Source organism: Halobacterium litoreum (assembly GCF_021233415.1).
Classification (GTDB): domain Archaea; phylum Halobacteriota; class Halobacteria; order Halobacteriales; family Halobacteriaceae; genus Halobacterium; species Halobacterium litoreum.
On the sequence record NZ_CP089466.1, the window covers coordinates 818,923 to 831,071 of the forward strand.

14 protein-coding genes are annotated in these 12,149 nt (G+C 69.1%); 7 read left to right on the top strand and 7 right to left on the bottom strand.

Annotated features, from left to right (window positions below; translation table 11 throughout):
• Window positions 1–23: 23 nt before the first annotated feature.
• Genes LT972_RS04545 through LT972_RS04565 form a run of 5 tightly spaced genes read left to right on the top strand, consistent with a single transcriptional unit; the run spans window position 24 to window position 4,705 of the window.
• Window positions 24–863 carry a 16S ribosomal RNA methyltransferase A gene (locus tag LT972_RS04545; RefSeq protein ID WP_232572015.1) on the top strand — a complete coding sequence of 280 codons (840 nt, stop codon included), beginning with the start codon at window positions 24–26 and terminating at the stop codon, window positions 861–863.
• Entirely contained in the window at window positions 860–2,011 is a 1,152-nt protein-coding gene (locus tag LT972_RS04550) for a mechanosensitive ion channel family protein (protein WP_232572016.1), read from the top strand. The genes LT972_RS04545 and LT972_RS04550 overlap by 4 nt, the downstream gene beginning before the upstream one ends.
• Window positions 2,004–2,579, top strand: coding sequence for a HemK2/MTQ2 family protein methyltransferase (locus tag LT972_RS04555; protein WP_232572017.1), 576 nt, complete (start codon window positions 2,004–2,006; stop codon window positions 2,577–2,579). The genes LT972_RS04550 and LT972_RS04555 overlap by 8 nt, the downstream gene beginning before the upstream one ends.
• Before the next feature lie 60 nt (window positions 2,580–2,639).
• A complete protein-coding gene (locus tag LT972_RS04560; RefSeq protein ID WP_232572018.1) occupies window positions 2,640–3,647 on the top strand; it encodes a 5-methyltetrahydropteroyltriglutamate--homocysteine methyltransferase in 1,008 nt (335 codons plus the stop codon).
• Entirely contained in the window at window positions 3,644–4,705 is a 1,062-nt protein-coding gene (locus LT972_RS04565; protein WP_232572019.1) for a methionine synthase, read from the top strand. The genes LT972_RS04560 and LT972_RS04565 overlap by 4 nt, the downstream gene beginning before the upstream one ends.
• Here LT972_RS04565 and LT972_RS04570 read toward each other — a convergent pair.
• From LT972_RS04570 to rpl7ae, 6 genes are all read right to left on the bottom strand, one after another.
• A complete protein-coding gene (locus LT972_RS04570; RefSeq protein ID WP_232572020.1) occupies window positions 4,702–4,977 on the bottom strand; it encodes a hypothetical protein in 276 nt (91 codons plus the stop codon). The genes LT972_RS04565 and LT972_RS04570 overlap by 4 nt on opposite strands.
• 49 nt (window positions 4,978–5,026) lie before the next feature.
• On the bottom strand, window positions 5,027–5,995 hold the full coding sequence (locus tag LT972_RS04575; RefSeq protein ID WP_232572021.1) for a winged helix-turn-helix domain-containing protein: 969 nt from the start codon (window positions 5,993–5,995) through the stop codon (window positions 5,027–5,029).
• A gap of 117 nt (window positions 5,996–6,112) precedes the next feature.
• Window positions 6,113–6,595, bottom strand: a complete 483-nt coding sequence (ndk, locus tag LT972_RS04580) for a nucleoside-diphosphate kinase (protein ID WP_232572022.1) — start codon at window positions 6,593–6,595, stop codon at window positions 6,113–6,115.
• Window positions 6,596–6,790 (bottom strand): 50S ribosomal protein L24e, encoded by a 195-nt coding sequence (locus tag LT972_RS04585; protein WP_232572023.1) that lies wholly within the window; start codon window positions 6,788–6,790, stop codon window positions 6,596–6,598.
• Window positions 6,790–7,014: a 30S ribosomal protein S28e gene (locus tag LT972_RS04590; protein WP_010902833.1), complete on the bottom strand. Its 225-nt coding sequence runs from the start codon at window positions 7,012–7,014 to the stop codon at window positions 6,790–6,792. Before LT972_RS04590 ends, LT972_RS04585 begins: the two co-directional genes overlap by 1 nt.
• Window positions 7,015–7,020: 6 nt before the next feature.
• Complete coding sequence (rpl7ae, locus tag LT972_RS04595) at window positions 7,021–7,383, bottom strand: 50S ribosomal protein L7Ae (RefSeq protein ID WP_232572024.1); 363 nt, start codon at window positions 7,381–7,383, stop codon at window positions 7,021–7,023.
• A gap of 132 nt (window positions 7,384–7,515) precedes the next feature.
• Here rpl7ae and tmcA point away from each other — a divergent pair, with 132 nt between their 5' ends.
• Both tmcA and LT972_RS04605 read left to right on the top strand, forming a co-directional pair.
• On the top strand, window positions 7,516–9,831 hold the full coding sequence (gene tmcA, locus LT972_RS04600) for a tRNA(Met) cytidine acetyltransferase TmcA (RefSeq protein ID WP_390226277.1): 2,316 nt from the start codon (window positions 7,516–7,518) through the stop codon (window positions 9,829–9,831).
• A 39-nt stretch (window positions 9,832–9,870) separates the two neighbouring features.
• The gene (locus LT972_RS04605; protein WP_232572026.1) at window positions 9,871–10,344 is read left to right on the top strand and encodes a DUF456 domain-containing protein; all 474 of its coding nucleotides are present in this window, start codon (window positions 9,871–9,873) and stop codon (window positions 10,342–10,344) included.
• Between the two features lie 6 nt (window positions 10,345–10,350).
• On the opposite strand, the gene LT972_RS04610 is transcribed toward LT972_RS04605, so the two are convergent.
• Window positions 10,351–12,108, bottom strand: a complete 1,758-nt coding sequence (locus LT972_RS04610; RefSeq protein ID WP_232572027.1) for a glutamate--tRNA ligase — start codon at window positions 12,106–12,108, stop codon at window positions 10,351–10,353.
• Window positions 12,109–12,149: the final 41 nt, after the last annotated feature.

Here is a 12,149-nt window from a genome sequence, read left to right on the forward strand (position 1 = left end):
CGCCCCGGGAGTTATTGACGGCAATGACTGATTCGCGGGACCCGGACGCGCTGATTCGGCGGGCGGGACGACCCGACCCGTCGTTCGACCAGCACTTCCTCGTGGACGACCGCGTCCTCGACCGGATTCCGACGTTCGCCGAGTCCTTCGACCGCTCGCACGTCCTCGAAGTGGGCGCGGGGACCGGCGCGCTCACCGACCGCCTGCTCGACGCCGCCGACCGCGTGACGGCGGTCGAACGCGACGAGGGGTACGCGGCGTTCCTGCGCGAGGAGTTCGCGGACGAAATCGCGGCCGGCGACCTCGAAATCGTCGAGGGGGACGTCCTCGACGTGGACCTCCCGGATTTCACGTGTTCCGTGTCGAATCTGCCCTACGGCGTGTCCAGCGAGACGACGTTCCGCCTGCTCCCGCTGGGGAAGCCGATGGTGTTGATGTACCAGTTGGAGTTCGCCGAGCGGATGGCCGCCGAGGCAGGCACCAGCGAGTACGGGCGGCTGTCGGTCGCGGCCCAGCACTACGCGGACGTGGAAGTCGTGGAGACCGTGCCGCGTGAGGCGTTCGACCCGCAGCCGCGCGTACAGAGCGCACTGGTGCGCGTGACGCCCCGAGAGCCGGATTACGAAGTCGGCGACGAGGCCTTCTTCCTCGACTTCGTGAAGGCGCTGTTCACGCAGCGCCGGAAGACGGTGCGGAACGCGATTCGGAACACCGCCCACATTTCGGGGCTGTCGGACGCGGACGCGGTGGTCGCGGCGGTCGACGAGGACGTGCTCCGGCAGCGCCCGGGGAACCTCGACCCGTCGGCGTTCGCGGCGCTCGCGAACGTCGCGCTCGGCGTCGAGGGGGGTGACGGCGGGTGAACTGGCTCGCGGCGATGCAGGTCGCGGTGGACAACCTCTCGCTGGTCGAGCGAGCGCTCGGAACCGCGGCCGCGGTCGTCGCGGCAGCGGGCGTGTTGTGGCTCGCGCGCCGCGAAATCGGGCGCCGGGAGTCACGCGTCGTCGACCTCCTCGTGGTGGCGGTGACACTCGGCGCGCTCGCGGTCGCCGCGGTGTTCGTGGTGGTGGTCTGGGACCTGGAGACGCAGGCCCAGACGCGACTCCGCGAACTGGAGGTGCAGGCGAAACTGCTCGGGCGGGCGGCGTTGACCGTCGGGTTCTTCGCGGCGGTGTACGTCGGCACCGGCGTCATCCACCGCGGCGTCGAGCGCGTGTTGAAGAAACGCGACGGCATCAGCGACCACCAGGCCGAAATCACGTACCGCATTCTCCAGATTTCGACGTACATCGTCGCGCTCGTGGCGGTGCTCGGGTTCTGGGGCATCGAACTCGGCGGCCTGCTCATCGGCGCGGGGTTCGCGGGCATCGTGCTCGGGATGGCGGCGCGACAGACGCTCGGCGCGGTCATCGCCGGTCTCGTGTTGATGTTCTCGCGGCCGTTCGAAATCGGGGACTGGGTGGAAATCGGCGACAACGACGGCATCGTCACCGACATCACCATCGTGAACACACGCCTGCAGACGTTCGACGGCGAGTACGTGATGTTGCCCAACGACTACGTCGGCTCCCAGGAGGTCGTGAATCGCTCCCGAAAGGGGCGGCTCCGCATCCACGTGGAGGTCGGGGTAGACTACAGTTCCGACGTGGAACACGCGATGGAGTTGGCCAAGGAGGCGATGGGCGACGTGGAGGACGTGTTGACGGTGCCCCGCCCGCAGGTCGTCCTGAAGGAGTTCGGCGCGTCGGCCGTCGTCTTGGACCTCCGGTTCTGGATAGACAAGCCGAGTGCGCGGCGGCGGTGGCGCGCGCAGACGTCCGTGATTCGCGCCGTAAAGTCGTCGTTCGACGAGGCGGGCGTGAAGATTCCGTTCCCGCAGCGCGAACTGTCGGGGCGCGCGGAGACCGGCGGGTTCCGGGTGCAGGACGAACCGCCCGCCGCGGTGGGCGGCGACGACGCCGCCCCGGACCGCGAGTCGGCGGTAGAGCGCGTCGAGGGCGAGGATGACTGACCTCGCCGACCGCCGGGGGGCGGAGACGCAGGTGTACCAGCCGGCCGAGGACACGCGACTGCTCGCCGAAGCGGCGGTGTCGGAGATAGAGCCGCCGGCGCGCGTACTGGACGTGGGCACTGGCTCGGGCTACGTCGCGGCGACCGTCGCCGACGAGACGGGAGCGGACGTGGTGGGTTCGGACCTGAACCCGTACGCCGTGCGGCAGGCCGCCGACCGCGGCGTCCCCGTGGTTCGGTCGGACCTCGTGTCGGCGTTCCGAGACGGCGCGTTCGACGCCGTGGTGTTCAATCCGCCGTACTTGCCGCGAGACGACGACGCGGCCCGCGAGGACTGGATGGAGGTGGCGCTGTCCGGGGGTGACGACGGGCGCGCCGTCGTCGAACCGTTCCTCGACGACGTGGGGCGCGTGCTGGCGCCGGACGGTTTCGCGTTGGTGCTCGTGAGTACGCTGACGGGGGTCGACGAGGTCATCGAGTACGCGGGCGAGCGCGGGTTTTCGGCGGTGGCGGTGCGCGAGGAGTCGTTCCCGTTCGAGACGCTCAGCGTGCTCAAACTCTGGAAATAACTAAGAAGCATATTCGGCTACAGAAAATATTAAACGAGGGTATGCCGTAGCGGGTGGTAGATGAACCGCATCGCCACCACGCCCGGCCTCTATCCGCTCCCCGACGACGCCAAAGAGACGTTGTCGGACCTCAAGGGCCACCAGAAACACGACCTCGTCTCCGGCGACGAGTCCGACGCCGTCGCCGCGGAGTACGACGACGTGCGCGAGCGACTCGTCGCCATCCAGCAGGACGCCGGCCTCGACCGCGTCGTCGAGGGACAGGCCCGCTGGGACGACATGCTCGCACACCCCCTGACAGTCCACGACGCCGTCGACCCCGGCGGCATCGTGCGGTACTACGACAACAACAACTTCTATCGCGACCCCGTCGTCACCGGCGACCTCACCTTCTCCGGCGACCTCGCCGACGACCTCGAAACCGCGGCCAGTCTCACCGACGACCTGCAGGCGGTCGTGCCAGGTCCGTACTCGCTGGCGGACCTCGCGACCGACGAGCACTACGGCGACGACACCGACTTCCTCGCCGCAGTCGCCGACTTCCTCGCGGGCGAAGTCGAAGCGTTCCCGGACGCCGTCGAGACGGTGTTCCTCCTCGAACCGTCGCTCGTCGAGAACGCGCCGGGCGACGGCGAGGACGAGCGCGCGAGCGACGCCATCGACGCGGTCGCCTCGGCCGTGGACGCCGACGTGGTCGCGCACCCGTACTGGGGCGCCCTCGACGAGAAGGTCCACGCCCACCTGCTCGACGCCGACGTGGACGCTGTGGGTTACGACCTCGTCTCGAACCACGACGACAACGTCTACAACGTCGCCGAGTACGGCACCAAGGACTCGGTGGCGCTCGGCGTCGTGGACGGCCAGAACACGCTCGTCGAGTCCCCGGAGACGATTCGGGAGCGCGTCGACTGGTTCGACGACCAGGTGCCGACGGACTTCGAGGACGCCTACGTCACGTCGAACACCGGCCTGTTCTATCTGCCCGTGAACCGCTTCGAGGAGAAACTGCGCGCCCTCGGCGCCGCCACCGACCCGGAGGCCGTCGAGGAAGCGGAGGTGGAAGCATGACGCACCGCGACCAGTTCCGGCCAGCGGACCACCCGAACGACCACTTCCTGTTGACCACCGTGGTCGGCTCCTACCCCAAGCCGAAGTGGCTCGACCGCGCGAACGACCTCCACGAGGACGACGACGCGGACTTCGGCGACGACGAACTCGCGGAAGCCGAGGACGACGCGTGCCGACTCATCACGAACGAACACGAGCGCGCCGGCCTCGACGTCGTGGTGGACGGCGAGATGCGGCGCAACGAGATGGTGGAGTTCTTCGCTCACCGCATCGACGGCTACGAGTTCAACGGCCCGGTCAAGGTGTGGGGGCACAACTACTTCGACAAGCCGAGCGTCGTCGACGACGTCGCCTACGACGAGTCGTGGCTCGTCGACGAGTACGAGTTCACCGCGGGCGTCGCCGACCGCCCGGTCAAAGTCCCCATCACGGGGCCGTACACGCTCGCGAACTGGAGTTTCAACGAGGCCTACGACGACGAGGAGGCACTCGCCTACGACCTCGCGGACCTCGTCAACGAGGAAATCGAGAAACTCGTGGACGCCGGCGCGCGCTACATCCAAATCGACGAGCCCGCGCTCGCGACGACGCCCGACGACCACGCCATCGTCGGCGAGTGCCTCGAACGCATCGCGGCGGGCATCCCCGACGACGTGCGCATCGGTCTCCACGTCTGCTACGGCGACTACTCCCGCATCTACCCGGAGATTCTGGAGTACCCGGTCGACGAGTTCGACCTCGAACTCGCGAACGGCGACTACGAACAACTCGACGTGTTCAAAGACCCCGCGTTCACGGCGGACCTCGCGCTCGGTGTCGTCGACGCGCACGTCGCCGAGGTAGAATCGGTCGAGCAAATCGAGGCGAACATCCGGAAGGGACTGGAGGTCGTCCCACCCGAGCAGTTGACGGTCAGCCCGGACTGCGGCGTGAAACTCCTGCCCCGCGAGGTCGCCTACGAGAAGATGGCGAACCTCGTGGAGGCCGCGCGGAACGTCGAAGCCGACCTCGACGCCGGCGACATCGACGTTGCGGCGCCGACGCCCGCCGACGACTAAGTTCCCTCGCCGACGAGGTTGTCGAAGTGCCGACGGCACACCACGCCGTCGGTCACCGACTCGTACTCGTCGGGTGACTCGTCGCCCGCTTCGGTCACCGGCCCCGTGTACTCCACGAGGTCGTAGTCGCCGGTGTCGGCGCAGTACAGGCAGTTCTCGTTGTCGATGTCGCCAGTCAAGTACTCCGCGACGCACTGCTCGCAGACGCCCGCGGCGCGCCCGTCCACCAGCCGGTAGGTAGCCCCCGTCTTGTTGCAGACGACACAGTCCATACCCGCGAGAGGAAACGAACTGCCATGAAACCCGTGGCCGCCGGCGTCGTCAGTCGACGGTCTGCTCGGCGACATCCACCACGTCGAAGTCGTCGTCGACGGTGAGCGTGATTGCGTCGCCGTCGGCGGTGAACGTGAACGACGCCTCGAACGGGTCGGCGTCGTGAATCTCCTCGCCGTAGTTCATCACCACCGACGCGAACTGGTCGTAGTCCGGCGACACGAGGTCGACGCCGTGGGCCGTCAGGAACGACTGCAACTCGACGCTGTCCAGCAGGTAGACGCCGAACGTGGTGCGCCGAGAGTAGACGCAGTTCGTACACCTGGCCGAGTGCTGGGCCGCGTAGCGGTTGTCGCACTCCGGACAGGCGCCGTCGCCGCCCTCGTGGTCGTCACACAGCGTCAGCCACTCCTCCATCGGCGCGGAACACCGCGAACACGTCCCCGTCGACGCCAGCAGTTGCCCCGAGAGGTGCCAGCGGAGCGCCGTCTCGAACACCTCGGTCGGCGTTCGGTTCTGGATGCCCGCCGGCGGCAGGTCGAGGTAGCCGAGGAACCCGTACTCGTCCGGCGCGTCCTTCTCGACGCGACCCGCGCTCATGGCGTACGCGCCGCGACACTCCGGACAGAACGCGGCCGTGCGCTCGTCGCGGTACGCCATCTCCACGCCCGCCCCGCAGTACGGACACGTCGCGTCGATTGGCACGCGGTCCATCACGGGGTCGTCGGTGACGGCGCCCGACAGCACCGCCTCCGCGACGCGCTCCCCCGCGGGCCGCAGGTCGTAGCCGTCGTCGGTGCGCGCCACGAAGTGCCCCACCAGTTCGCCGAGGTGGTAGTTGAACTTCGCCGAGTCCACGGTCCCGACGCGGCCGCGCAACTCGGAGAATGCCAGCGGACGCTCGACGCGCGTCGCATCCGCCAGCGCCTCCAGAATCCCGACGCGAATCTCGTGGCCGAGCGCCGCGAACGCGTCACCCGGCGACAGCGGCGTCTCGTCGCTCGAATCGTCTCCCATGAGAACGCCGTCCGCACTGACACGGTAAATGTCGTTCCCTCGGGTCGCCGTCTCGTCTCCCCCGGCGGGACAGACGCGTCGCTCGGAAACAGGAAAACCGCGGAGAAGCGGGCGACCTCAGTGGTCGCCGGCGTCCTCGTACACCCACTGCGAGGTGCCGAGGTCCCAGTCGACGAGTTCGTCCTCGTCGAAGAACAGGCTGATTTCGCGCTCGTTTGCGCCCTCGTCCTCGTGGTCGCTCCCGTGGATGAGGTTGTGGCCGAGGTCGTTCCCGTAGTCACCGCGGATGGTGCCGGGAGCGGCCTCCTGCGCGTCGGTCGCGCCCATCATCTGTCGGACCTGGCGGGTGGCGTCGGCGCCCTCCCAGACCATCGCGAACACCGGACCGCTCGTGATGAACTCCACGAGCCCGTCGAAGAACGGCTTGTCCTCGTGTTCGGCGTAGTGCTCGTGGGCGAGGTCCTCGTCGATCTGCATGAACTTCCCGCCGACCATCTTCAGGCCCTTGTCCTCGAGGCGGGAGACGACGTCGCCGATGAGGCCGCGCTGGACGCCGTCCGGCTTGACCATCACGAAGGTGCGCTCGTCGTGGTGGCTCATCTACTCCTCGACCTCCTCGGTCTCGGCTTCCTCCTCGGTCCACTCCACGTCGCGCGGCTCGCGGCCGAGGTCGGCGTTCTTCTCGCACTTCGCGGAGCAGAAGTGGACGGTGCTGCCGTCGTTGTGGACGAACATCGTGCCCGTACCGGGCTCGATGTCGTCGCCACAGTAGTCACACGTTCGGTTCTGAACCATCACTGACCACCGATGGAGTCTGCCTCGCGGGCGGTTTCCTTCAGTTGGATGACGTCCCCCACGCGGACGGGACCCAGGACGTTCCGCGTGATGATGCGGCCCTGGTTGCCACCCTCCTGAATGCGACACTTCACCTGCATCGCCTCGCCGTGCATCCCGGTCTTGCCGACGACCTCGATGACTTCGGCGGGCGTGGCGCCCTCTTCGGATTCCTCAGCGCTCATGGCTGATTACTGAAGGTCCTCGATTTTCGTCGCGATGTCCTCGACGTCGTCCTCGGCGTCGCCGGCGTCGACGACGGCCGCGGCCGCACTGCCGACTTCGAGGCCAGCGGCGTTGCCGAGTTCGTCCTGCGTCTCGACGAACACGACACCGATGCCCTTCTCCTCGGCGAGTTCGGGGAGGTGCATCACGATTTCCTCGGGGGAGACGTCCTCGGCGACGAAGACGAGCGAGGCGTTGCCGCGCTCGACGGCTTTGGTCGTCTCGTTGGTACCTTTCTTCACGCTACCCGTGTCACGAGCCACTTCGAGCGCTTCGAGGGCTCGCTCCTGGAGGTCTGCTGGAACGTCGTAGTCTACGTACACTGGCATATGTTGTTCACCTATTCCTGCTGGCGGGCTTGCGCTCCCCTGCCGGCTGAATATCCCTGACGGCTAGGAGCATCATCGACCCCCGCAGGCTGTATCCAATATCTGGGAGTCCCTCGGTTAAAAGCGCTTTCAATGCACGCCGGCCCTGTGACGGCGGCGCACCCCGGAGTCGGGACGCCGACGAAACGCACTTCCCGCGACTCCGCGAACGACGCGGTGATGGACACCGCGGACGCACGCCGACTGCTCGCCGAGGCCGAGCGCGCGAACGAGCGCCGCGTCCTCGTGCTCGCGGGCGCCCGCGATGCGGGCCTCGAAACCGCCGACCGACTCCTCGACGCCCTCTCGATTCCGCTGACCGGGACGAGTCTCGTGTCAACGCGGGACGCGTTGGCCTGCGAGCACGTCCCGCCGCGGAACGCCGACCGCTTGCTCGGCACCACGCGACAGGCGGTCGTGTTCGATGCGCATCCGGACTGCCGGCCGAACGCGCTGGGGCGCGTCGTCGGCGCCGTGGACGGCGGCGGCCTCCTGATTCTGCTCGCGCCGCCGCTCGACGACTGGCCCGAGCGCCGCGACGCGTTCGACGACGGGCTCGCGGTCCCGCCGTTCGACGCGAGCGACGTGACCGGGCACTTCCGGCGGCGACTCGCCGACACGCTCCGCGCCCACCCCGGCATCGCACTCTACGACCTCGATTCGGGCACGCTCGAACGCGATGGCCTCACCGACCCGGCGCCCCGCGTCCGCGACCCGCTCCCCGACCCGCCGGAGTCGGCGGCGTTCCCGCGTGCCGCCTACGAGGCGTGTCTCACCGGCGACCAACTGAGCGCGCTCGCGACGTTCGAGACGCTGCTGGACCCGCCGGCGGCCGTCGTCGCGGACGCTGACCGCGGCCGCGGGAAGTCGAGCGTCGCGGGCCTTGCCGCCGCCTGCCTCGCCCGCGAGGGACTGGACGTGCTCGTCACCGCGCCCGGCCGCCGGAGCGCCGACGAACTGTTCGCTCGCGCCCGCGAACTGCTCGCCGAACTGGACGCGCTCGCCACGGAGGGCGACGAACTCGTGGCCGACTCGGGCGGTCGGATTCGGTTCGCGAAACCGCCCGACGCCGCCGCACTGCCCGGCGACCCGGACGCCGTCTTCGTGGACGAGGCCGCCGCGATTCCCGTGCGCCTGCTCGAATCCCTGCTCGACTGCGAGCGCCTCGCCTTTACCACCACCGTCCACGGCTACGAGGGCGCGGGCCGCGGGTTCGACGTGCGCTTTCGCGACCGCCTCGACGACGGCAGCCACGCGGTCGAGGAACTGTCGCTCGCGGACCCGATTCGATACGCCGCGGGCGACCCCGTGGAAGCGTGGGCGTTCCGCGCGCTCCTCCTCGACGCACGGCCCGCCGTAGACCCCCTGGTCGCCGACGCACAGCCCGAGAACGCCGAGTACGTCGCGCTCGACTCCGCTGACTTGCTCGCGGACGAACACCTGCTCCGAGAGGTGTTCGGCCTGCTCGTGTACGCCCACTACCGCACCGAGCCGAACGACCTCGCGCGCCTGCTCGACGCGCCGAACCTCGCGGTGCGCGCGCTCCTCGCGGACGGCCACGTCGTCTCGGTCGCCCTGCTCGCCCGCGAGGGCGGCCTCGACGCCGACCTGCGAGCCGGGATGTACGAGGGCGAGCGCGTGCGGGGGAACATGATTCCCGACGTGCTCACGAGCCAACTCCGCGACGAGGACGCCGCAATCCCGGTGGGGTACCGCGTGATGCGCATCGCCACCCACCACGCCTGCCGGTCCCGCGGCCTCGGCTCCCGGCTCCTCGGCGACCTGCGCGAGGAGTTCGCCGACGACGCCGACTGGGTCGGCACCGGATTCGGCGCCACCCCGGAACTGCTGGATTTCTGGCGCGAGAGCGGCTACTCGACGGTCCACGTCTCCACCACCCGGAACGACACGAGCGGCGAGTACTCCGCCGTGATGCTCGACCCGCTCTCCCACCTCGGGGAGCGCCTCCACGACCGGCACGCCGACTGGTTCGCCGACCGAATCTCGGGCGTGCTCTCGGACGCTCTGTCCGACCTCGACCGGGACGTGGCGCGCGCCGCGCTCCGCTCCTGTGACGCCGACCCCGACCTCGACCTCTCGGCCCGCGACTGGCGCGTCGTCGCGGGCGCCGCCCACGGCCCCGGGATGTACAGCGTCGACCCCGCGCCGTTCCGCCACCTCGCGCGCTACCACCTCGTCGCCGGCGACCCCGACCTGCTGTCGGCCCGCGAGGAACGCCTGCTCGTCGGGAAACTCCTGCAAGCCCGCGAGTGGGACGGCCTCGTGGACGCCCTCGACTTCCACTCCCACGGGCAGGCGATGCGCGCGCTCGGCGACGCGCTCCGGCCGCTCGTCCGCGAGCACGGCACGGACGCCGCGCGCGACGAACTCGAACGCTTCTCCGAGTAGGCCGTCACGCACAAGCCGCCGGCGCCCGCCACACCAGACATGGACGTGCTCGTCGTCGCCGCGTTCGCGTTGCTCGTCCTCGGGGTCGCCGGGAGCCTGCTCCCGCTCGTCCCGAGCGGCGCGCTCTCGCTCGCTGGCGTGCTGGTGTACTGGTGGGCGACCGGCGACCCCGGCGTGTTCTGGGTGTTCGTACTCGCCAGTCTCGCCGTGACCGCGACGCTCGTGGACTGGCTGGCGGGCGTCGTCGGCGCGAAGGCCGGCGGCGTCGACAACCGCACCGCGATTCTCGCCGGCGCCGTCGGCTTCGTGTTGATGTTTCCGGGCGGCCCGCTGGGGCTGCTCGCGGGCGTCGCCGGCACCGTGTTCGCGGTCAAAGTCAGAGCGAGCAGAGACATCGAGGAGAGTCTGCGGCAGGCCGCCTACGCCACCGTCGGCGTGCTCGCGTCCGCCGCGATGCAGGTGGTGTTGACCGGCGTGGTGCTGGCAGCGATGCTCTGGGTGCAGTTCGGCTGACCGCGGTCAGGGGTGCGCGTAGTACGCCACGGATTCCGCCTCGTCGTGGCGGTCGACGCGCGCGAATCCGATGCGCACGAACTGCACGACGGTGTCGGGGTCGTAGTCGACGAAGCCGGGTTCGGCGTACCCGGACACGTCGCCGGTCATCGTCCGCAGGGTGACGGGGACGCTCTCGTCGGCGGGCACCCACTGCACCACGTCGACGCCCTCCTCGCGCACGATGTCGATGCTCGCGTCGAGGTACGCGAAGGCGTCGCCGTCGTACTCGACCGGGCCGTAGCCCTTCAGCCAGACGCGCTCGCCGGCCTCGGGCAGGTCAGCGGCCTCCACGAGCACGCTGTCGCCGACCGGGATGTCGCGGTCGCCGCGCTCCTCGTGCTCGGGGTGGACCTGCGGCGTCGCCTCGGCGGGGCCGCCCGAAATCGGCACTTCGACGGCCTCGTAGGACTCGTCGGCGCCCTCAGAGCGCGCCTCGAATCCGTCGCGCACGAGGAACTGTCGGGGCGCCTCGTCGTCCACGAGTTCGCGGTTGTTCGCGTACACCGCGGACATCGCGAGGTCCACGTCGGAGGTCGAGGTACCGAGTTCCACCATCGCGTCCACGACGGCCTCGCCGCGGATACCGCGGCGCTTCACGCTCTGGACGGTCGGCGCGCGCGGGTCGTCCCAGCCGTCCAGGTCTCCGGACGCCACGAGTTCCTTGATGGTCGACGTGGACATCTTCACGTCGTACTCGTCGAGTTGGACGTGCCCCCAGTGGAGCACCTCGGGGTACTCCCAGTCGAAGTAGTCGTAGAGGAACCGCTGGCGCTTCGCGGAGTCCTGCAGGTCGATGCCGCGGATGATGTGGGTGACGCCCGTGAGGTGGTCGTCGACGCCGGACTGGAAGTCCAGCATCGGCCAGCACCGGTACTCGCTGGCCTCCTCGCGCGGGTGGGGCGTGTCGACCATCCGGAACGCAACCCAGTCGCGGAGCGCGGGGTTCTTGTGCTCGATGTCGGTCTTCACGCGCAGCACCATCTCGCCGGACTCGTACTCGCCGGCGACCATGTCCGCGAACTCCTCGGCGACCACGTCGGGGTCCTTGTCCCGGTGCGGGCACGCCTCCGCGTTGTTCTTCAGTTCCGAGAACTCCTCGCCAGGACACGAACACGTGTACGCGCCGTGCATCCCGATGAGCCGGCGCGCGTGCTCGTAGTACGTCTCCACGCGGTCGCTCGCCTTCAGGACCTCGTCGGCCTCGAATCCGAGGTAGTCGAGGTCGTCGAGAATCTGGTCGTAGGCGTCGAGGTCCGGGCGCTTCGTCTCGGGGTCGGTGTCGTCGAACCGGACGAGCATCCAGCCGTCGTACATCTCCTTGTACGTCCCGATGACCGCGGGCATCCGCGCGCTCCCGAGGTGCCACGGGCCGTTCGGGTTCGGCGCACACCGCATCCGAATCTGGTCGTACTCGTCGGCGTTCGGGAGGTCGGGCAGCGGCTGGTCGTCGCCCTCGTCCTCGCTGTCCAGTTCTTCGAGGCGCTCGGGCGCGAGTTCGCCGAGGCGCTCGCGTTTCTCCTCGACACTCATCCCGTTCACGTCCGCGATGACCGGGGAGATGACGCCCGGAATCTCGTCGCCGTGCTCGCGGAACTCGGGGTTCTCGCCCATCAGCGGCCCCATGATGGCGCCGACCTGCGCGTCGCTGTCGTGTTTGAGCGCGTTGAACAGCGCGGCCGTCTCGGCCTCGCGTCGCGCCCGCTCGCGAATCTCGTCGTCCATTGGGTCAGCGTTCGCCCGAGGCAGGCAAATCCGTTGGGATT